The organism is Chitinophaga pendula, from assembly GCF_020386615.1.
Lineage (GTDB): Bacteria > Bacteroidota > Bacteroidia > Chitinophagales > Chitinophagaceae > Chitinophaga > Chitinophaga pendula.
The window spans coordinates 2,958,731-2,979,564 of record NZ_CP077769.1 but is presented as its reverse complement, the minus strand read 5'-3'; the positions used below and the strand labels follow the sequence as shown (position 1 = coordinate 2,979,564).

Genomic DNA, 20,834 nt, shown 5'->3' with positions numbered 1-20,834 from the left:
GCTAGTAAATTTCTACGAGACTGTCTTTTTGTGTTACCTCGACCTGTAAGGCCTTTGAGATAGTACGTAATACCTCCGGCAGCGACTCCTGCTGGAAAGAAGCTACCAGCTTTTTATCTGCCAGAGATGGGTCTTTTATATTAACCTGTACATGGTACACATTTGATAATACTTCACCTACCTCTGATAAAGGGGTGTCCTCAAATATCAAACGCCCCGTTTTCCAGGCAATGACATTACTGTTCTTAAGATGCTCGCGCGTACTGATCGTCTCATGCGCCTGCAACATATAAGCCTCCAGCCCCGGCGTTAAGATGACGGACTTTTTCGTCTTCCGAAAATAAGCTTGCACCTTACCACTCTGTACATACACCTTCACTCCCGCAGCCGTCTGCTTGAGGTCAAAAGCCGTCCCCAACACCTGCACATCCACATCCTCCATATGCACCACAAATGGCTTCTCCGGCATTTGCGCCACGTCCAGGAATACCTCCCCGTGCTGCACATACAGATCACGGCTGTTACCCTTGAACTTAGGCGGATATTTTACCTTAGTATGCGCATTCATATACAAAGCCGTCCCGTCAGGCAACCGCAAACTGTCCGTATGCTGCGCCGTCTGCTGCACCCGCAAAGCCGGTGGCTTTAACCATAATACACCACCCACCACTACGACTACCGCCGCTGCTGCCCACCATATACGCGATCGCATCAACCGGACCTTACCAGTCCTCACCGCCGGTACCTCCTGTATCTTCACCGCCTCTTCCGGCAACACCAACTGCGGAGCCAATAACTCCCATTCCAGCTCCACCTGGTAAGCAGGCGCCGCCGGGATCGCTTCCCCTTGCCATAAGGCCTTGGTTTCCAGGAAAATATCCAGGTTAGAGGGGTCCCGCTGCAACCAGGCATCCAGTGCCTGCTTGTTCTCCTCTGATGCTGGTTCCTCCAGGTAGCGGATCACTATATCAATATCGGGTGTCGTGTTCATCATGACGCTTCATAATATAATACAATCAATAATGGAGTTACCATTAGGGTAACACCAAAAAAAATAACAGCACCTGGAGGACTATTGTTGGTTGAGTAGTTCCACGCGGATCCTTTTTAAGGCATTCGTTAGATGAGTATACACCGTATTAATAGATATATTCAGCTGGGTCGAAATCTCAGTAGGGGATAATCCACTGAAACGGCTCATTTCAAATACCCGCCGGCACTGGTCCGGCAACTTCTCTAATATTGCGTGATATTTCGCTTCCAATTCCTTGTACTCTAGGGATAAACTCTCCGCAGCTGGCGCAGTAGTATGCAGCTGCTCCTTCGTATACTGTTGCTGTCGCTGGTTCTTCTTGATACGGTTTAGACAGGTATTCACCGTGGCTCGCGCCAAATAATGCTGCAATGGCGCACGCTCATCCAGATTGTCCGCCGTACGCCACAAATTGAGAAATACATCCTGTACCATGTCCCGCGCCTCATCCTGGTCCTTCAAATACCGAAAGGCAATACTGAACATAGCCGGCGAATATTCCTTAAACACAATCCCATATATCTCCCGATCCCTGTTACGGATACCCTGCACAATTTCTGTATTACTAAGCGGCAACATCCTTTCTTTGGCTTTTATTTAATAGGTTCTGATCGTTATTTTGACTTCCAGTGGGCTATGGGCTTGCAGATCACAATTGGGCAAATTTAAATTATTATCATTAATAGGCCCATTATTTATCAACCGTAGCACGATCTTGCAGCAAGTAAGATGCCACATTAGTGTTATACCCACAAAAACTTACAGATATCACAAAGAATCCCCTTTTTTCTTAAAAAAAAGTTAAAGCCGCACTTTTTACACCTACCGGCTAATGGTAACCCACCAACCTGATGTATAGTTAGTAAAGGGACAATACAAATGCCTGCTTAACAGGCACCATTAAAAAGTCACAACAATTATTATACGTAATCTTTATTACAAAAACCTAAAAGTCAACGCCATGAAAAAGACGAGAATCGGTATGCTGGCACTAGCCGCATTGGCATTTGGAACTTTCGCATTCAAAGGTGCAGAAGGTGGAAGCATCAGCGGTAAAGTAACACCGGCTGAAGGCGCCCAGGAAGTATGGGCCATACAGGGTACAGATACCCTCAAAACAGTAGTAACAGATGGAGCCTTTAACCTCCAGAATGCAAAAGCAGGTACCTACACCGTCATCGTTGATGGTAAAGATCCCTACAAAGATGCAACCCTGCAGGAAGTAAAGGTAGAAGATGGCAAAGCCACCGACCTGGGTGAAATAAGGTTGGAAAAATAAATACCCTGCACCCGCAGATAAAATAGCTTTTCTCTAGGCATGATAGAAAAAGTTGGACCTACAAAAGGCCGGTTAGTACCCCCGTACTGCCGGCTTTTTATTTGCCAAAACAACAGCCCCTCCGCTATTTCTTGAACATAAAATATACCGCCGCCAATATACAGGCAAACGATACCAGGTAGTTCCAACGTAATGGCTCCTTCAAATAAAAGATCGCAAACAACGCAAATACCGTCAGCGTCACCACCTCCTGTATCGTCTTCAACTGAAACCCGCTAAACCCCTCCTGTGCCCCATAACGGTTCGCCGGTACCATAAAACAGTATTCAAAAAATGCAATCCCCCAACTGATCAGGATCACCTTCCATAAAGCCGTCCCCTGATACTTCAAATGCCCATACCAGGCAAACGTCATAAACGTATTCGATACTAATAACAAAAGAATGGTACGCATGACCCCAATATATATAATCTTATGGTTTATTAAACATCGCCGCAATACGATGCTTGGAAATTTTACTTTTACCTAGTATTTTTATCTCGAACAGTTTATGAACCTAAACCTGCAGAGTGGGGGACACAGCCTATACACAATTACTAATAGAAAGGATCGCTACCTTGGCAGACCAAAATGCCTATAAGGAGCTGTTCCGTACCTTCTACAAACCACTCAGCCAATTCGCAGATTCCATCCTTAGAAACAAAGAGTCTGCCGAAGAAGTGGCCTCCGACGTTTTTGTGAACGTCTGGAAAAACCGCGAACGCCTCCTCAACATTGCTAACATCAAAGTATACCTCTACGTCTCCACCAAAAACACCGCCCTCAACTATCTCGCCCGCGAACAAAAAACCAAACATTTCAGCCTCGATGACCTCACCGTCGAAGTATCTCTCTCCGATATCTCCCCGGAAGAACTCCTCATCTCCCGCGAAATGATGCGCAAACTCCAAATCGCCGTCAACAGCCTCTCCCCAAAACGCAAATTAATCTATAAACTAATCCGCGAAGATGGCCTCCGCTACAAAGAAGTCGCCCAGATACTCGATATCTCTGTCAATACTATCGATGTCCATATGGCACATGCAACCAAACATATTGTGAAATGCATGACGTTGACTATTAATAAGTTGTAAATGTGCCTACCGGCAAATGCACTCCCATGGCCACTCTTGGCATCACGTCCACCTCTCCTGTATCATTCGTATAATTAACCTATAGCATTCCTATAACCATCCCCCCTAAATCACCCGCAAAAAAAAAATTAAAACATAGTAGTAGAAGATCCAAAAAACATTGTCCTAACTATAACAAGCAGCTGTAAATTCCATGGAACAAGAAAGAATCTGGTGGCTAATAGGCCGGAAAATAGGTGGAGAAGCCACACTGGATGAGTTGCGGGAATTGGAAGAATTGCTAAAGCAGGATGCCGCATTGCGATACAGGATCTCCCTCATAGAACCCGTAGAGCATAAAAAAAAGGAAATAGACGTCCATACCACCCAGGCGCTGTCACGTCACATGCACCGGATGGAAACACTATTTCCCCACGACTTTAAAGAATCAGGTACCACCATACCGCCAGCAATAACACCGGCTCGCCGGAAAATACCACTGCTCATCATAGGAGCAGCAGTCGCATTACTCGCCGCCGGCAGCTCGTACCTGTTTCGTCAACACGACAGTACACCGCCCGCCATCGCGCAGGAAAGACAACTGTCCACCTTGAATGGATCAAAAACTAAAGCCGTCCTGCCAGATGGCACCATCGTATGGCTCAACGGGGGAAGCCACATCTCGTACAAACAATCCTGGAAAGGAGAAAAAAATAGAGAAGTCACCTTAATAGGAGAAGCATTCTTTGATGTAGCTAAAGAACCTTCACAACCTTTTATCATACATACCAATAACATCGAAGTGAGAGTACTGGGCACTTCCTTCAATATCAAAGCTTACCCGGAAGATAAAACCATCGAAACATCCCTGGTAAGTGGCGCAGTAGAAATTTTGATCAAAGGCGAACAACAACAACGCATTGTACTAATGCCAAGCCAAAAACTCGTTATACCAAATAAAGAATATATTAACACGACCGCAACAACAGTAGCCGAAGTGGGACAAAAGAAACCAATACCAGTATACCAGGTCGAACCGCTCACCGTCAACCCGGTAGATAGCCTCGTCGCCGAAACCGCCTGGCGCGATAACTACCTCGTATTCGAAAATGATGGCTTCAACGAGATCGCTGCCAAACTGGAAAGATGGTTCGGAGTCAAAATACACTTCGAAAACAAACAACTGTTGCAATACCGGTTCACCGGCAAATTCGAAAAAGAAACAATAACGGAAATATTGAACGCATTACAATTCACAACACCCTTCCACTATAGGGTAGAAGAACAGGAAATATTTATCAACCAATAATAGAACGATTGAATAAGTGGCTTATGAATAATAAACATTCCGGATTTTAAAATATCGCCAACAATTAAGAAGGAACAAAAAGAGGAAATGCTGCAACATTTCCCCTTGTAACGATCATCTCAGGCAGTAGGCGCATTCGTCATGTATGCCTGCCTGGAATTTATTGACCTATCACAATCTAAAAGTATGCAAAAAAACAGACTTAATGTCCTTCCATTGTCCCCTTACACAATCGGAAAAGCATTTTTGCTGATGAAACTATCTTTCTTCATTGTCCTGTTATCCTGCATGCAGGTATGGGGTAACGCCAACGGACAACGCCTGATCACTGTCAATCTCAACGATGTGCAGTTAACCAAATTGCTCAAAGAGATCGAAAAACAAAGTGACTTCCGCTTCGTTTACCGCAACGACATGATCCCCACCAATCGCAAAGTAAGCCTGCATGCAACCAACGCCAGCCTCGACCAGGTAATGGCCGCCGTATTGTCTAAAACAGACCTTACATACCGCCTGCTCTCCAGCAATCTCGTGGCCATCGCTCCCGAAAATGCCAACATAGCAGAGATCACCGTAAAAGGTAAAGTGACCAACGAACTGGGGCAACCACTGCCCGGCGTATCCATCCGCATCGTCAACATTAACCGCGGTAGCTCCACCGATGCCAATGGCGAATACGAAATAAAAGCACCTTCTACTGCCGTACTCGAATTCACCCACATCGGCTTTATCCAGCAACGTGTACCCGTCGAGAACCGTAAAGTCCTCAACATTACCTTGAAAGATGATGCCAAAGGTCTCAGCGAAGTCGTGGTAGTAGCCTATAATACACAAACAAAGGCGTCCTTCACCGGTTCCGCCTCCACATTGAAACCCCAGGCCTTCGATAAAGCCCCCAGAGCCAGCTTCCAGGAAGGCCTCCAGGGTAACATCGCGGGCGTACAATCCGTAAATGGCTCCGGCCAGCCAGGCTCCGTTCCCAACATCCGCATCAGAGGCGTCGGATCCATCACCGCCGGTAGCACACCACTATATGTAATAGATGGCGTACCCGTAGTCAGCAGCTCCATCACCGACTATAACGTAAATAACCTCGCAGGTATCAACGGCGCCGACATCGAGTCCGTAACCGTCCTCAAAGATGCCTCCGCAGCCTCCCTCTACGGCTCCCGCGCCGCCAACGGAGTAATACTCATCACCACCAAAAAAGGGAAATCAGGCAAAACATCCTTCAGCATATCCGCTCAACAGGGTGTCAACCTCCTCACCATCCCTAAAAAAGATCGCCCCCTTAACACCAGCGAAATGGTAGAACTACTCCGCGAAGGATTCACCAACCGCTACCCGGGCAAAGTAGATTCCTTCAATAACGTAGTCCTTAAAAACGCAGGGATCGATACCACCGTCAACACCGACTGGATCGACGCACTCACCCGCTCTGGCAACTTCTCGCAGGTAAACCTCTCCGCTTCCGGTGGCAACGACAAAACACGCTTCTACGCCTCCGGTGGTATCTATAACTCTAAAGCCGCCCTCAAAGGCGTAGGATACAATCGCGCTACCGCTAAAGTAAATGTCACCAACACCGCCAACGATCGCCTGTCTTTCGACCTCAACCTGGGCCTCAATTACCAAAAAGGAAATGCCGTGGGTGACGCCGGTGGCTTCGCCAACCCGGTACGTTCCCTCTACCGCCTCCAACCATGGTTGCGCATTTATAACCCGGATGGCTCCTACGACTTTAGCTACAACTCTACCTTCAACCCGGTAGCAGTTAACGAAGCAACTACCCGCGAAGCCGCCATCTACGGCCTCCTCGGTAGCGTAGGCGCTAAATATAAAATTATGGACTGGCTGAGCTTCGAAACCAAACTGAGTCTCGACCTCAACTATGTACAAAATAGCTACTTCTATCCCCCCGAATTCGGCGATGGCCGCACCGTCAACGGTAGAGGCTCCTTCGGTACCAGCTTGTGGAACAACTGGGTAAGCACCAACATCCTCCGCTTTAATAGGAAATTCGGCGTCGACCATGGCGTTAGCGCTTTCCTGGGTTACGAAGCACAACGCACCCGCAACAACACCAGCACAACCGTCGCCTCTAACTTCCTCCCGGGTAAAACAACCTTGGCCAACGCGTCCAAACCCGAAGGCACAGAAACTACCCAAACGGAAAACGCATTGACAGGGGCATTCGTAAATGCCAGCTACAACTTCCGCGAAAAATACTACCTGAGCGGCTCCGTACGCCGTGATGGCTCCTCCCGGTTCGGCGCCGACAGACGCTTCGGTACCTTCTGGTCCCTAGGCCTCGCCTGGAACGTCCACATGGAACCTTTCATGCAATCACAACAAACCTTCAGCGAACTGAAACTGCGCACCAGCTACGGTACCAATGGTAACCAGGATATCGGCAACTTCGCCTCCAGAGGCCTTTACAACAGCGGCTCCGACTACGATGGCAGACCAGGATACGCCCTCTCGCAATTCCCTAACAGATACCTCACCTGGGAACAAAACAAACCATTCAACGTAGGCCTCGACTTCGGCCTCTGGAAAAATCGTATCACCGGTACCATAGAGTACTATGAACGCGTAACGTCCAGCCTCCTCCTCGATGTACCCGTATCCTCCGTTAACGGGGTTACCACCGTCGCCCGCAACGCCGGTAGCATGAAAAACAGCGGATGGGAAATCACCTTGTCATCCCGCAACATCATCTCCGACAATGATGGGGGCTTCAACTGGAACACCGACTTCAACATCTCCACACAAAAAAATCGCATCACCCAACTGGATAACGATATGACCGGTACCTTCCTGCGTACCGTAGGCAACGACTTCTATCAATATTTCATGCAGGGATTCGCTGGCGTAGATCCGCAAACAGGAGAAGCCCTCTGGTATAAAGATGGCTCCAAATCAGGTACCACCAAAAATTATGGCGAAGCACAACGCTTCACTCAGGGTAGCGCATTACCCAAATTCTTCGGCGGCCTCACCAACTCCTTCGGATACAAAGGATTCTCCCTCAGCTTCCAGGTCTTCTTCAACTGGGGAAACAAAGTATTCGATAGCTGGGCCTCCTTTACCGAATCAGATGGTAGCAGCGGCTTCAACGCCACCGGCAAAATGTCCCGATACCTCTACAACAACCGTTGGCAGAAACCTGGCGATATCACCGACGTACCTAGAGTATTCTACCTCGGCAGACAAACAGGATTGTCCAACCAGAACTCTTCCCGCTTCATCTACGATGGTAGCTACATCCGCCTCAGAGACGTCACCTTCGCATACCAACTGCCAAAAAGCTGGCTGCAAAGCGCTAAGATCAAAGATGTCAAACTGTACGTAAGAGCCAATAACCTCTTCACCTACGTAAAAGACAAACACCTGACCATGGACCCGGAAGTACCGGTAACAGGTGTTTTCGACCAGAGACCTCCCGTGTTCAAAACTCTCCTCGCTGGTATCGACATCAACTTCTAACCTTTATAGCTTGACCAAAAAAACAGAACTATGAATCGCTTCTCCTCTAAATATAAATACCTGTTACTCGCCTTGGCAGCTCCGGCACTAATCACCGCTTGCAGCAAAGACTTCCTGAGCGTAAAGCCGGAACAGGCCACCGAAATACCCGACGCAATCGTCGACCTCCCCACCATGAGAGCCGCCGTATCAGGAGACTACAACTTCCTCCAAAGCGAAAGCTATTACGGACGAACCTACTCCATTATCCCAGAATTAATGTCGGATAATGCTTTCATCAGTGTATTAAATAGTGGTCGCTACCGCAGTCAGGATCAGTATGTTGTAATTGCAACTGAAACTACTACTTCAGATACCTGGAACCTGCTCTATCGCGTAGTCGCCAATAGCTGCCTCCTCATCCAAAAAGGCCCGGGCATCAAATTGACCGAAACACCGCGCGATACCGCCGAAGCCAGACAACTGCTCGGAGAAGCATACTCCCTCAGAGCATTCGCTTACTTCGACCTCTGCCGCCTATACGCACAGCCTTACAACGCTACTCAGAATGCCGGCCACATGGGCGTACCGATCGTAACTACCATCGATCCCGATCAACCACAATTCCCGGCACGTAGCACCGTCAAACAAAACTATGACCTCATCATAGCCGATCTCAATAAAGCATTGGAACTACTCCCGGCAAACGTAGGCACCAAAGGCCGCTTTAACATACATGCCGCCCGCGCCCTACTCAGCCGCGTAATGTTATATAAAGAAGATTGGACCGCAGCAGAAGCCACCGCCACCGAAGTGATCACAAAGGGTGGATACACACTCCTCGACAACTCACAGGTAATTACCGGTTTCAAAACAAATGCAAACACCGAAACTATCCTCGAAGTAGTAAATACACCAACCGACAACAGAGGCACTAACTCCCTCGTATATATGTACGCCCAGGGTGGCTACGGCGATGCCATCGCCACCGCCGACCTCTATAACGCCTACACCGCCACCGACGCCCGCCGCCAATTCATCACCAGAGGCAGACGCACCGGAAGCGGAGGAGAGAACCCGGGTTATATCATCAATAAATACCAAGACATCAACAACTTCAGCGAAAACCTGAAACTCATCCGCCTCGCAGAAATATACCTTAACAGAGCCGAAGCACTCGCCCGCCTGGGCCGCGACGCAGACGCACAGAAAGATCTCAACCTGATCGTGAAAAGAGCAGATCCCACCGCTCCCAATATCACCCTCACCGGCAACGATCTCCTCAAAGCGATCTGGAACGAACGCCGCAAAGAACTGGCCTTCGAAGGATTCCGCCTCTTCGACCTCAACCGCACCAAACAGAACTTCACCAAGTTCTTTAGCGGCAACTCAACCCTCGCTATCACCTATCCTAATGATAAAGTCATCGCTCCCATACCTCAACGGGAACTCGATGCCAATCCAAACATCAGAGGACAGCAGAACAAAGGTTACTAGACCAACCTCCTCATCTGTCTCGAATAAATACGCTCCGGTACCAACAGTATCGGAGCGTTGTTTTTTTATCCACAACTCCCCCCGGCTATCACATTTTTATCGCAGCGCACAATTAATTATTATTTTTGACGATCTGTAAACCACGTACCTGTATATGCTTTTGAGAAATTGTATCGCACTGTTAATAGGATTGACAGCCGCTATCCCAGCTTGGGCACAACCTTCGCCCTCGCTGAATGCTGCTGAGATTAAACTGAAACTGCGTAAACTGGACACCTTGGGTAGCGTACTGTACGTCGCCGCCCACCCGGATGATGAAAACACCAGGTTGCTGGGATACCTCGCCCAGGAAAAGTGCTACCGTACCGGGTACCTTTCCCTCACCCGCGGCGACGGCGGCCAAAACCTCGTCGGCGACGAACAAGGAGAACTCCTCGGCCTCATCCGCACACAAGAACTGCTCGCCGCCCGTCGTATAGATGGCGCCGAACAATTCTTTACCCGCGCCCGCGACTTCGGATTCTCTAAAAACCCGGCAGAAACATTCACCATCTGGGATAGAAAGAAAATACTCGGCGACGTCGTATGGGTCATCCGCAAATTCCAACCCGATATCATCATATGCCGCTTCCCGGCCGATAGCAGAGCAGGCCACGGCCACCATACCGCCTCCGCCATCCTCGCCGCCGAAGCATTCGACGCCGCCGCCGACCCAAAACAATACCCCGAACAACTGCAATACCTAAAACCCTGGCAGGCCAAACGCCTCCTCTGGAACACCTACTCCTTCGGCTCCATCAACACCACCGCCGACGATCAATTCAAGATCAACGTAGGCGTATTCAATCACCTCCTGGGTAAAGGTTATGGAGAAATAGCGGCAGAAAGCCGCTCCCAACACAAAAGCCAGGGCTTCGGCGTACCAGCCGCCCGTGGCACAGCCCTCGAATATTTTACCCCCATTAAAGGCCCCGCTCCGAAAAATAACCTCCTCGATGGCGTCTCCACCTCCTGGGATAGAATACCCAATGCCGGAAACATCCCCGCCCTGGTAGACAATGCCACCGCCGCATATAATATGGATAACCCCGCCTCCGCCGTTCCTGCCTTGCTCGAACTCCGTAAAGCCTTGCAACAACTACCACAGAGCTATTGGCGCGATATCAAACTGAAAGAAACAGAACAACTGGTCATCGCCTGCACCGGCCTCTGGGTAGAAGCCTATAGCCAGCAACCTACCCTCACTCCCGGACAGAACGCCCCAGCATCCGTACAACTCATCGTCAACAGTAATATCAATGTACAACTGTCCAGCCTGCACATCCCCGGCAAAGACACCGCATTGAATAACACCTCCCTACAGCCAGGACAACTAATCACCTTCCCGCAACAACTCAACGTACCCAATACCACCGTATTTACCCAACCGTACTGGCTCCGCCAGGACCATACCGCTGGCGAATACGGCATCCCCGACCCAATGTTGGTAGGATATCCTGAAAACATACCGCCGCTGGAAGCGTCCATCGACCTCACCATCGCCGGCCAACCATTCAACATCCACAGACCCTTCCAATACAAATACACCGACCCGGTTAAAGGAGAACTGTACGAATCCCTCGTCATCGCTCCCCCCGTAGTCGCCACATTGGCCACGCCAGTATGGATATTCACCGACACAAAAGCCCAGGTGGTACCAATTAAATTGAAGGCCATGACCACCGGCGCCAAAGGAGCCGTTACCTTACGCCTCCCGCATGGATTCTCCGCACAGGAACAAACCCAGCCTTTCGAACTCTCCGGCAAAGGCGACGAAAAAGAAATACGCTTCCACGTCGCGCCCGCAAAGATCAATGGTGCCAATAAAACCGACTCCTTCACCGTAGTAATAAATGTCAACGGCAAAGAATACACGCAAAGTATCCTCCAGATCAACTACGACCACATCCCCTCCATCACATTATTCCCCACCGCCCAGGGCAAGCTGGTTACCGTCAGCCTGCAACACAATGGCAACAAATTGGGATATATTGCAGGAGCAGGAGATAAAGTGGCCGCCGCCCTCCAACAGGTAGGGTATCAAGTCTCCCTCCTGGGCGAAAAAGAGATCATGGATGGATCACTCCAACAGTACGATGCTATCATCACCGGCGTAAGAGCGTATAATACAAACCCTCGCCTCAAATATTGGCAACCCAGACTGCTCGAATATGTGAAGAATGGAGGAACACTCCTGGTACAATACAACACCAATAGCCCGCTGGTAACCACCGAACTGGGCCCATACCCATTCGCACTCTCCAGGGACAGGGTCACCGACGAAAACGCATCCGTGCAAATACTCGATGCCGCCAAAGACATCATGCAGTATCCCAACAAATTGTCCCAACAGGACTTCGATGGCTGGGTACAGGAAAGAGGACTGTACTTCCCGGAAAATATAGATAACCGGTATGGTAAACTCTTCTCCATGCAAGACAAAGACGAACCGCTCCGCGACGGCAGCACCATCATCGCCCGCTACGGAAAAGGCAGATACGTATACACCGGCCTGTCTTTCTTCCGCCAATTACCAGCCGGCGTACCGGGAGCTTATCGCTTATTCATAAATTTGCTCTCCGATAAAAAATAAATATTATGGCAAAAAAGCCGGATAGCTCCCGCCGCTCCATCGCCGCCGGACTGTGTATAATACTAGGCATTGTGATAGGGATCGCTATCAAACGGGTACACATAGGCCTGCTCATCGGCCTCGGACTCGGTCTGCTGGGTGGTGGACTCCTCTCCGGAAGAAAATAATGAACCTGTAATCTAAACCACTTAATACAACATCATGAAAGAACGCCCGCCATTATTCCCGGCCTGGTGGATGTGGTATGCACTGGTCATCCTTACCCTCGTCGCATTAATACTGTTTTTCTATTTCTTCACTAAAGCTTTTTCATGAGTATAGCAGATTGGATCGTGCTGATAGGCACACTAACCGGCATCATATGTTATGGTATCTGGAAAAGCAGAGGCCAGCGGGACATCAGCGACTACTTCCTGGGTAGCCAATCCATGCCTTGGTATATCGTACTATTATCCATCATAGGCACACAGGCAAGTGCCATCACCTTCCTGTCCGCACCAGGCCAGGCATTCACCGATGGCATGCGATTCGTACAATACTACTTCGGATTGCCACTCGCAATGGTCATCCTCTGCATCACCTTCGTACCCATCTTCCATAAATTGAAAGTGTATACCGCCTACGAATACCTGGAGATGCGATTCGACCTCAAAACACGCACACTCACCTCCGCACTGTTCCTCATACAGCGCGGATTATCCACCGGTATCAGCATTTACGCCCCGTCCATCATACTGTCCTCCCTGCTGGGCTGGAATATATATTGGACCAATATCGTCATGGGCGGACTACTCATCGTCTATACCATGGCAGGAGGAACCAAAGCCGTCAGCTACACCCAAACCCTCCAGCTAGGGATCATCTTCGTCGGTATGTTCCTCGCCGGATGGATGGTCATCCACCTCCTCCCCGCAGACATCGGCTTCAAAGATGCCCTCATGACCGCCGGCAAAATGGACAAACTCAACGTCATCGTCACCGACTTCCAATGGAAAGACCGCTATAATATATGGAGTGGCCTCATCGGTGGGTTCTTCCTCGCATTATCCTACTTCGGCACCGACCAGTCCCAAGTAGGCCGCTACCTCACCGCCCGCTCCGTCACCGAAAGCCGCCTCGGACTCCTCATGAATGGCCTGGTAAAAGTACCCATGCAATTCCTGATACTACTCCTCGGTGCCCTCGTATTCGTATTCTATCTCTACTTCAAAGGCCCCGTTTTCTTCAACCAGGCCCAACTAAACAAAGTATACACCACCGCAGAAGGCCCGGCCCTCAAAGCACTCGAACAGGAACATGCCGCCCTGGCATCCCGCAAACAACAACAGGTGAAAACATTGGCCGCTTCCCTCAAACAAAAAGATGAAACAGCCATCGCCAACGCCAAAAGCCAACTCAAAGCAACAGAAATGGCTTCCGACAAGGTCCGCATGAAAGCCGTCGAGCTCATTAAAAAAGCCGACCCTGCCGCCGATACCAACGATACCAATTATATATTCCTTCACTTCGTGGTCAATAACCTCCCCAAAGGACTGGTAGGATTGCTCATCGCCATCATCTTCCTGGCCGCATGGGGCAGCATCGCCGCCGCACTCAACTCACTGGCATCCACCACCGTGATCGATATCTATAAACGGATGATCAGCACCGGCAATACCGAAGAACATTACCTGTCCGTCTCCAAATGGTGGACATTGGTATGGGGCGTCTTCTGCGTCGCCGTCGCCCAGTTCGCCAGCCAGCTGGGAAGCCTCATCGAAGCCGTCAATATCCTGGGCTCCCTCTTCTATGGCGTCATACTCGGCATATTCCTCGTCGCTTTCTATATGAAATGGATAGGTGGGACGGCCATCTTCTACGCCGCCATCATCTCTGAAGTACTCGTCATCACCGTCTATAAATCAGATATCGTCTCCTTCCTCTGGCTCAACGCCATCGGATGCCTGCTCGTACTCGTACTGGCAGCTATCATCCAACTATTCTGCAAACCAGCTATGAATAGGGAAGAAGAATGCTACTGATCATACACACCGACATACGATCTCATAACGAAGAAGGGCTGACCATCACGGTCAGCCCTTCCATTTAATGAGATAGTAAGGGTATCAACTACAAAGTAGCGATCAGTTTGTTGTTCAACGCTACATAGTCATCGTTACCGGCAGCTTTAGCCAGTTCGATAGACTGAAGCGCAGTAGCTTTCGCACCGGCTTTGTCGCCCATAGCAGCCTGCAGCTTCGCCTTATTATGGAATACCCAGAAAGCTTTCGGGTTCTCCTTGGCAGCAGCATCCAGCCATGCAAGCGCCTGCTTCTTATCACGGCCAGTCTCCATATAGAACATAGCCGCCTGGAAATAAGGCTTCTTGTCACCTTTCATCGCAGCATCAATAGCAGCAGCGATCTTACCGTCGATCTCCGCTTTGATCTCAACAGGTACCAATATACGATCCCACAACAGCATCATGGTCATCTTATCCGCACTGATCTCGTCAAAGTTGATCATAAAGCTCTCTACCGCAAATGGCATCTCCACAGGAGCTACCTTCACACGAACCACATCGTTCTCCTGCTTGTAAGCAGAAGGAGAGGTCACATCCAGGCTCTTGCTCAGGATCACCGTCCACTCGCGTTGGCCCGGAATAGTCAGCAAACCATACTTACCTGCTTTTACAGGGGTACCGCCGAAGATCACATCCTCACCGAAAGTGATCGTAGTCGCATTATTAGCACCGGTTCTCCATACCTTGCCATATGGAACCAGGTCGCCCATCACCGTACGGCCTTTTATCGCCGGACGGGAATAACTAACCTCTACAGAAGAAAGTGCAAAGTCCTGTTTAATAGTCTGAGCAGGAGAGGGCGCGGGCGTTTTCAGACCCTGTGCCACCGATGTTTGTGCCCAGCACATCAGCGCACAGCCCGCAAGGGTAAAGTAACGTAACGTTTTCATATTAGGGTGTTTAATTCTGCTATTCTATCATGCCATTCCGGAAAGCGTACAACACCAGCCCTACCGTATTTTTTACATTCAGCTTCTCCAGCAATTTCTGCCGTATACCCTCCACCGTACGAGGACTTAGAAAGATCTGCTCAGAGATCTCCTGCGTCGTACACTCATTGCAAATAAGACGCAATACCTCCAGCTCCCGCTCATTCAACTGTATCTCGTTATTGTTGAACGTCGGCTTGAACTGCTGCTTGCTCTTATGCAATACCTTCTTCAGCAATGCCAGGTTCACATTCTCATTGAAATAGAAACCCTTATCATACGTAGTGCAGATAGCCTCGTAGATCTCCTCCGGCTCCGCATTCTTCAACAGATACGCATTCGCCCCGTTCTCTACCAGGTGGACAATAAAATTGTCATCCTCAAACATCGTCAGTATAATGATCTTCATCTGCGGATACTTCTCCTTCACCCGGATAGTCGCCTGTATCCCATCCATATTAGGCATCTTCAGATCCATCAGGATCACATCCGGCAAATGCTCATCCAGGTGCTCCAGCAAATGAGCACCATCCTCTGCCTCCAGCACAACATTGATGTTATCATATGGAACCAGCGTATTGATCACGCCACTGCGAAATATTTTATGATCATCCGCAATAGCTACTTTGATATGGTTCGCCATAGGGGGGACGTTTTATTGCTTGTTATTAAAATGACAGTTTGCATTAAAGATGGCTGTTTAACCATTAATAATGAGCAAGTTACTGCATTAGTCATATTCATGCCAAGTAATGTTTTCAGATTCCCGGAATTATCGGTGCCCTAAAAGGGGGTTAAAGACCTGGAAACAGGCGCTTCCTGCATAGGTTGATAGTTTTCCAATTTGATCTCAGCAATTGTACCATGAGGCTCCTTCCCGCTGAAACGGATAGCCCCGCCTATAATATTTAACCGGCTCTCAATGTTTTTCATACCCAAACTGCCCGTCTTCTTACGCGACTCATCCAACGTCCGCAACAACTGACCATTACCATCATCCTCCACATGAATGGTCAGCATACTCGCCGTACTCTGGTAAGTGATCAGGATATGCGACGCCTGCGCATGCTTCAGGATATTATTAATAAGCTCCTGCACCACACGATACACGTTCAACGCCTTCTCCTTATCCACCTGGTGCGTATTACCACAGGTCTTATAAGAGATCTGCACCTGCTTGTTCTTGTTCATCAGGCTGCAGAAAGAATCCAACGCATGAGATAACCCCAGGTTTTCCAACGCCTGCGGATGCAGACTCTGACTGATAAAACGTAACTGCTGGATAATCGTATCCGTAAAGTCCTTGGTCTCCTTCAACCGCTCCATCTCCCCATTGCCATTCTTCAGATGATGCTGCAACTGACCAATGTTCAGCTTTAACACCGACAATTGTGCCCCCACCTCATCATGCAGATCCTCCGCAATACGCTTACGCTCCAGCTCCTGCCCCTGGAGAACAGCCACCAGCCGTTCCCGTTGCAGTAACAGATCCTTGTCCCGTAAAGCCAGTTTGTGCTGTATTACCTGCTTCTGCTGAAGAATGACCAGTATCACTACCAGTACCCCCAAGGTGAACATGAACGCGGTACCAACCACCAGTATATCCACTATGTTCATCATGTCCTCGCCTTTTTGATCTTTTGAAGCCCAAGATAAAAAAGAAATATCTGAATTATACCAGCTACATAATTAAATGCCAGTACCACCAGGGTTAACTCTTTCTCGGCAGGAGAAGTGCCGTGCAGAAAATTTGCACTCAGACCAAATAGAAATGAACTACACAGATAAATAAAAAGTCCGGCATTAAACCAGAAAGAAGGTAAGGAGTTAATGTAAATGGAACGCCTTATCAGGTCGTCATCACGTAATAATTGCCAGAAAAATACAATGCCATAAGTAATAAGGATAGTATTCCGGACGGTTGCAGAAATGGAATTAAAAAAGCCTTTCCCCTCCAACACAAAAAAATCAGCTAATACCACAAATAATACAACACCTACCGCAATCTTAATACCCAACTTAACTGCCGGTTGCCGTATTACCTGTATGTAAAAAAGAGAAAGGATCGCAAACTGCAGATAATGCATGATCGTAAACAACCACATGTTGTTATGATGAAAGTGGGAGAGCAGTATAGAACCTCCGGCAAAAATGATACTGCTGATCAGATAATAATAAATAGACTTGGCTGACCGATCTAATTGATTCCATTTTATGCTGAAGGGGATCAAAAGTAAACATTCGATCCCCAGCATTGCATAAAATATATTCACGCTTACTGCTTTTAATGTTGTCACCTATCCGATTGGTTTAGACTTAACAATGATCTGGACAGGGCCATCCGCCATCCATGCCACCGCCATTGAATGGATCATCCTCCATCGGTGGGGCCGCCTTGGCTACGGAAAAATCCGCCGACTCAGCAGGCTCGGACAGGTCCGCCGCTTCCAGTTTTGCCTTCACTTTGAAAGGCTTGATGTGTATATCTTTTCCATGCTTATCCACTGGAAATATGATCATTTTCTTGTCCTCAATACCATCACCGTCAACATCAATACCATAATAAATACGGATACCTACCGCATTTTTGTAGTCCAGCAAATGCTGTATCTTGTCCTTCCCGAAAAAATAAGCCTTTACGAACTTTTCCTGCTTTCGCTGCCGTTGATGCTGCTCATCATACTTATCTCTCCATTTGTTACATTTGTCAATGGGCACGAATTCCCCTACATCCGTAGGAAATTCAATTTTCTTCTTCTTCATTTCGTTAGTACTCATGTGGGTATAGTTTTTAGTGCGGTAAAATTATTATAAATAATTACTTATGCACTATCGCACCCGCATAACATTTTTGTGTCATGAATTTTCCGCAATTTTGACACAGGCCCTGTAGGCACAGCTCAACACGCTTTTTATTCCCATCCCCATATCCACAGATCAGTAACTTTCTCGAAAAAATGCGTATAAATACGCATTTCAAATTTACAGCAGCTTAACGCTTGTCCCGATGAGCTTTCTACCCCACCTTTGCATTAGTGAAAGAGAGGTAATTATCAACCAGAAGTGTATCCCGGTCGCCTAGTTTTGGCCTTTTTTCCATGTTTGTTTTCAGTATGTAAGCAGAGGGTGCGGCTGTCACCATTTACAGCCACAATAGGTTCAGCTCGTTAACCCCCTTTTAAAACTTACAACTATGAGTTACCTGTTAATAGGAAACATCTCTGCGCTGATCTGTGATGATGGCATCGAGCCGCTGGCAAACGCGCAAGTGAGAGTATACCTCCCGGAACTATCCGGCAAAACATGGGCAAACGCCCGAAAAGACATGTATAACGATCTCAGACAACTCACAGATAAAGAGGTGGCTGAAAAAGGAAAACGATTGCTGGCAGAAGGAACACTGGATACTCAAGGCAACTTCAGCATCTCCTGGCCACAAATACACCTGTTCACCGAACCGCTCGAAATAGATGTCTGCATCGATTGCCTGCATGGTAAACAACTACCTGCCTGCGAAACCAGACACTATCACCTGAGCAGCATCGCGCCGCACTGGAAAAAAAATACCAACGGAGGATACGTAGCCGCATACGCCTACGTCATCCCCTCCGATAAATGGAACGCCCTCAGGGCATCCTTCAATACCTGGGTCATCACCGGCACCGTCCGATTTCAGGGATACCGCGCAGGTCAGCCCATGCTCAAAATAGAAGCCTTTAACGCACGAAATGGTAGCATGCTCGGTTGTACCTACACCAACGCACAAGGAAGATTCAAACTGAATTATAAAAATATTATAACGGGGGACAAAGGGCGTCAGTCTGCCTACCGACAAAGTAACAACGCTGGCCCCGACGTATACTTCAAAGTATACCGGGAAAAACAATTGATATGGGAAGAAAGCGAACGCAGTATACTACTGCCGGGCAGAAAAGCCATCGCTCCGTGTACCACGCTCAATATCGTGATCAAACCTTCCGTATTCCGAAAGGCTACCTCACAGTTGTCTAACTGGCTTAACGTACTGACGCCTATTTCAAAGTCCGGGAAAGGAAATTTCGGCCAATATGGCCTCTGCTATCTGCCCTAGGGCTATCCCGTTATTCACCTATGTATGGTTGTTTGAGAACCCCTCTTGATGCACACACACAAAAACAGCTACCACTCAGCCAAATTTCTCCGGTAGCTGTTTTTCTTTTTTACAAACCTCTTCTTTTCGCCATTCTTTTATATCGATTAGATCCCGGCTTCCGCCGGGATTTCCAATTTATCGGACTATATTTATACCCATAGAACAACAGAAGCCTCAATCTAATACGCTATGGAAAAAATACGCCGCCGCGAATTCCTACGGTCATCCGGCCTGTCACTACTGCCCGTGATCATCCCCGCACCACTGACCGCGGCAATAGCAAACAGCCAGGATAATATCCCGCCCGATCTACCCATGGTCAACTTCGTCAGCGATACCCTCCTCGTAAACCCGGGTGAACAACTGGCACAACTGCAAAAAATACAACAAACAAAAGCCATCGAAGCCGACTTCTACGGCCGCAGCGGCGTCGTAGCAGCACTGGAAAAACGATGCGCTGACATCATGGGAAAAGAAAGTGCTAAATTTTTTCCCTCCGGCACCATGGCCAACCAACTCGCACTCAAAGTCCTCAGTGGAGAAAATACCAAAATATTCGTCCAGGAAACCAGCCACATCTTCCGCGATGAAGCCGACGCCGCCCAGTCCGTACATGGAAAACGCCTTATGCCCCTCGCCAAAGGAGCACCGGCCTTTACCCTCGAAGACCTCCAGCAGGCAGTCGAATACCAGGAAAAAGAAGAAGTGTTCCACAGCGGCATCGGCGCCGTCTCCATCGAATGCCCCGTACGCCGCTGCGATGGCAAACGGGTACCCTTCAACGAAATCAAACGCATCTCCGAATGGTGCCGCCAGAAAGGATATAAACTACACCTCGATGGCGCCCGCCTCCACCTCGCCGCCGCATTCGGCAATATCCCCCTCAAAGAATACGCCGCCCTCTTCGATACCGTCTATATATCATTATATAAATACCTAGGCGCCATGAGCGGCGCCATACTCTGTGGCGATAAAGCCCTGACAGAAAAAATGGACCACCTCATCAAAATACATGGGGGCGCCATCTATCAAAACTGGCACAACGCCGCACTGGCACTCGATGCCATCGATCAATTCGAAGCCCGCATCAGAAAAGCCGCCGACATCGCCTCCGCCTTGTTCAACCGGCTGAACAAACGTGCCGAACTGAAAATATCCGCCCTGCCCGAAGGCACCAATATCTTCCATATGAAATTGCAGCCGGGCATCGATCTCGCAAAATGGGCAAACATTTTGCGTACTTCCCATAATATCGTCATCCCCCGTCGCATGGGAGAGGACGTAGTCCGATTATTCGTCAACGAAAGTATATCGCTCCGCGATTCCTCCCAGTTGTACGATGCCTTTGTCAACAGCCTGGAGCAGGCAAAAAAAGCATAA

At 48.7% G+C, this 20,834-nt stretch carries 18 protein-coding genes; 10 read left to right on the top strand and 8 right to left on the bottom strand.

Annotation, left to right across the window (positions count from 1 at the left end; genetic code table 11):
- Window position 1: 1 nt before the first annotated feature.
- Both KTO58_RS10445 and KTO58_RS10440 read right to left on the bottom strand, forming a co-directional pair.
- A complete protein-coding gene (locus KTO58_RS10445; RefSeq protein ID WP_095839413.1) occupies window positions 2-994 on the bottom strand; it encodes a FecR family protein in 993 nt (330 codons plus the stop codon).
- 78 nt (window positions 995-1,072) lie between these two features.
- Window positions 1,073-1,612, bottom strand: coding sequence for an RNA polymerase sigma-70 factor (locus KTO58_RS10440; protein WP_095839414.1), 540 nt, complete (start codon window positions 1,610-1,612; stop codon window positions 1,073-1,075).
- A 382-nt stretch (window positions 1,613-1,994) separates the two neighbouring features.
- On the opposite strand from KTO58_RS10440, the gene KTO58_RS10435 reads away from it, so the two are divergent.
- Window positions 1,995-2,312 carry a carboxypeptidase-like regulatory domain-containing protein gene (locus tag KTO58_RS10435; protein ID WP_095839415.1) on the top strand — a complete coding sequence of 106 codons (318 nt, stop codon included), beginning with the start codon at window positions 1,995-1,997 and terminating at the stop codon, window positions 2,310-2,312.
- A 124-nt stretch (window positions 2,313-2,436) separates the two neighbouring features.
- Here the strand turns inward: KTO58_RS10435 and KTO58_RS10430 are convergent, their stop codons facing one another.
- A complete protein-coding gene (locus tag KTO58_RS10430; RefSeq protein ID WP_095839416.1) occupies window positions 2,437-2,766 on the bottom strand; it encodes a DMT family protein in 330 nt (109 codons plus the stop codon).
- 116 nt (window positions 2,767-2,882) lie between these two features.
- Between KTO58_RS10430 and KTO58_RS10425 the strand changes: the two genes are divergently transcribed.
- The 7 genes from KTO58_RS10425 (at window position 2,883) to KTO58_RS10395 (ending at window position 14,352) form a co-directional block, all read left to right on the top strand.
- Window positions 2,883-3,446, top strand: coding sequence for an RNA polymerase sigma-70 factor (locus KTO58_RS10425; RefSeq protein WP_095839417.1), 564 nt, complete (start codon window positions 2,883-2,885; stop codon window positions 3,444-3,446).
- Window positions 3,447-3,639: 193 nt separating this feature from the next.
- Window positions 3,640-4,734, top strand: coding sequence for a FecR family protein (locus KTO58_RS10420; RefSeq protein WP_225860182.1), 1,095 nt, complete (start codon window positions 3,640-3,642; stop codon window positions 4,732-4,734).
- Between the two features lie 252 nt (window positions 4,735-4,986).
- Window positions 4,987-8,223 carry a TonB-dependent receptor gene (locus KTO58_RS10415; protein WP_198314950.1) on the top strand — a complete coding sequence of 1,079 codons (3,237 nt, stop codon included), beginning with the start codon at window positions 4,987-4,989 and terminating at the stop codon, window positions 8,221-8,223.
- A 30-nt stretch (window positions 8,224-8,253) separates the two neighbouring features.
- The gene (locus KTO58_RS10410) at window positions 8,254-9,699 is read left to right on the top strand and encodes a RagB/SusD family nutrient uptake outer membrane protein (RefSeq protein ID WP_095839420.1); all 1,446 of its coding nucleotides are present in this window, start codon (window positions 8,254-8,256) and stop codon (window positions 9,697-9,699) included.
- Window positions 9,700-9,853: 154 nt separating this feature from the next.
- On the top strand, window positions 9,854-12,331 hold the full coding sequence (locus KTO58_RS10405; protein ID WP_095839421.1) for a PIG-L family deacetylase: 2,478 nt from the start codon (window positions 9,854-9,856) through the stop codon (window positions 12,329-12,331).
- A 5-nt stretch (window positions 12,332-12,336) separates the two neighbouring features.
- On the top strand, window positions 12,337-12,498 hold the full coding sequence (locus tag KTO58_RS10400) for a hypothetical protein (protein WP_157753043.1): 162 nt from the start codon (window positions 12,337-12,339) through the stop codon (window positions 12,496-12,498).
- 144 nt (window positions 12,499-12,642) lie between these two features.
- Window positions 12,643-14,352, top strand: coding sequence for a sodium:solute symporter family protein (locus KTO58_RS10395; RefSeq protein ID WP_095839422.1), 1,710 nt, complete (start codon window positions 12,643-12,645; stop codon window positions 14,350-14,352).
- 88 nt (window positions 14,353-14,440) lie between these two features.
- Here the strand turns inward: KTO58_RS10395 and KTO58_RS10390 are convergent, their stop codons facing one another.
- The 5 genes from KTO58_RS10390 to KTO58_RS10370 all read right to left on the bottom strand — a co-directional run bounded on the left by KTO58_RS10390 (window position 14,441) and on the right by KTO58_RS10370 (window position 18,100).
- Window positions 14,441-15,283, bottom strand: coding sequence for a DUF2911 domain-containing protein (locus tag KTO58_RS10390; RefSeq protein WP_095839423.1), 843 nt, complete (start codon window positions 15,281-15,283; stop codon window positions 14,441-14,443).
- 19 nt (window positions 15,284-15,302) lie between these two features.
- Window positions 15,303-15,965 (bottom strand): response regulator transcription factor, encoded by a 663-nt coding sequence (locus KTO58_RS10385; RefSeq protein WP_095839424.1) that lies wholly within the window; start codon window positions 15,963-15,965, stop codon window positions 15,303-15,305.
- Between the two features lie 140 nt (window positions 15,966-16,105).
- Window positions 16,106-16,942 (bottom strand): sensor histidine kinase, encoded by an 837-nt coding sequence (locus tag KTO58_RS10380; protein WP_095839425.1) that lies wholly within the window; start codon window positions 16,940-16,942, stop codon window positions 16,106-16,108.
- Complete coding sequence (locus KTO58_RS10375; protein ID WP_157753044.1) at window positions 16,939-17,595, bottom strand: hypothetical protein; 657 nt, start codon at window positions 17,593-17,595, stop codon at window positions 16,939-16,941. Before KTO58_RS10375 ends, KTO58_RS10380 begins: the two co-directional genes overlap by 4 nt.
- Before the next feature lie 43 nt (window positions 17,596-17,638).
- Window positions 17,639-18,100 carry a hypothetical protein gene (locus KTO58_RS10370; RefSeq protein ID WP_095839427.1) on the bottom strand — a complete coding sequence of 154 codons (462 nt, stop codon included), beginning with the start codon at window positions 18,098-18,100 and terminating at the stop codon, window positions 17,639-17,641.
- A 415-nt stretch (window positions 18,101-18,515) separates the two neighbouring features.
- Here KTO58_RS10370 and KTO58_RS10365 point away from each other — a divergent pair, with 415 nt between their 5' ends.
- Window positions 18,516-19,412, top strand: coding sequence for a hypothetical protein (locus KTO58_RS10365; protein WP_095839428.1), 897 nt, complete (start codon window positions 18,516-18,518; stop codon window positions 19,410-19,412).
- Between the two features lie 231 nt (window positions 19,413-19,643).
- Complete coding sequence (locus KTO58_RS10360; RefSeq protein ID WP_095839429.1) at window positions 19,644-20,834, top strand: threonine aldolase family protein; 1,191 nt, start codon at window positions 19,644-19,646, stop codon at window positions 20,832-20,834.

Coding starts and splice junctions, on each gene's coding strand:
- KTO58_RS10440 (WP_095839414.1), bottom strand. CDS start 1,612: ATGTTGCCGCTTAGTAATACAGAAATTGTGCAGGGTATCCGTAACAGG.
- KTO58_RS10420 (WP_225860182.1), top strand. CDS start 3,640: ATGGAACAAGAAAGAATCTGGTGGCTAATAGGCCGGAAAATAGGTGGA.
- KTO58_RS10410 (WP_095839420.1), top strand. CDS start 8,254: ATGAATCGCTTCTCCTCTAAATATAAATACCTGTTACTCGCCTTGGCA.
- KTO58_RS10415 (WP_198314950.1), top strand. CDS start 4,987: ATGAAACTATCTTTCTTCATTGTCCTGTTATCCTGCATGCAGGTATGG.
- KTO58_RS10385 (WP_095839424.1), bottom strand. CDS start 15,965: ATGGCGAACCATATCAAAGTAGCTATTGCGGATGATCATAAAATATTT.
- KTO58_RS10370 (WP_095839427.1), bottom strand. CDS start 18,100: ATGAGTACTAACGAAATGAAGAAGAAGAAAATTGAATTTCCTACGGAT.
- KTO58_RS10400 (WP_157753043.1), top strand. CDS start 12,337: ATGGCAAAAAAGCCGGATAGCTCCCGCCGCTCCATCGCCGCCGGACTG.
- KTO58_RS10430 (WP_095839416.1), bottom strand. CDS start 2,766: ATGCGTACCATTCTTTTGTTATTAGTATCGAATACGTTTATGACGTTT.
- KTO58_RS10360 (WP_095839429.1), top strand. CDS start 19,644: ATGGAAAAAATACGCCGCCGCGAATTCCTACGGTCATCCGGCCTGTCA.
- KTO58_RS10395 (WP_095839422.1), top strand. CDS start 12,643: ATGAGTATAGCAGATTGGATCGTGCTGATAGGCACACTAACCGGCATC.
- KTO58_RS10445 (WP_095839413.1), bottom strand. CDS start 994: ATGATGAACACGACACCCGATATTGATATAGTGATCCGCTACCTGGAG.
- KTO58_RS10390 (WP_095839423.1), bottom strand. CDS start 15,283: ATGAAAACGTTACGTTACTTTACCCTTGCGGGCTGTGCGCTGATGTGC.
- KTO58_RS10365 (WP_095839428.1), top strand. CDS start 18,516: ATGAGTTACCTGTTAATAGGAAACATCTCTGCGCTGATCTGTGATGAT.
- KTO58_RS10405 (WP_095839421.1), top strand. CDS start 9,854: ATGCTTTTGAGAAATTGTATCGCACTGTTAATAGGATTGACAGCCGCT.
- KTO58_RS10380 (WP_095839425.1), bottom strand. CDS start 16,942: ATGATGAACATAGTGGATATACTGGTGGTTGGTACCGCGTTCATGTTC.
- KTO58_RS10435 (WP_095839415.1), top strand. CDS start 1,995: ATGAAAAAGACGAGAATCGGTATGCTGGCACTAGCCGCATTGGCATTT.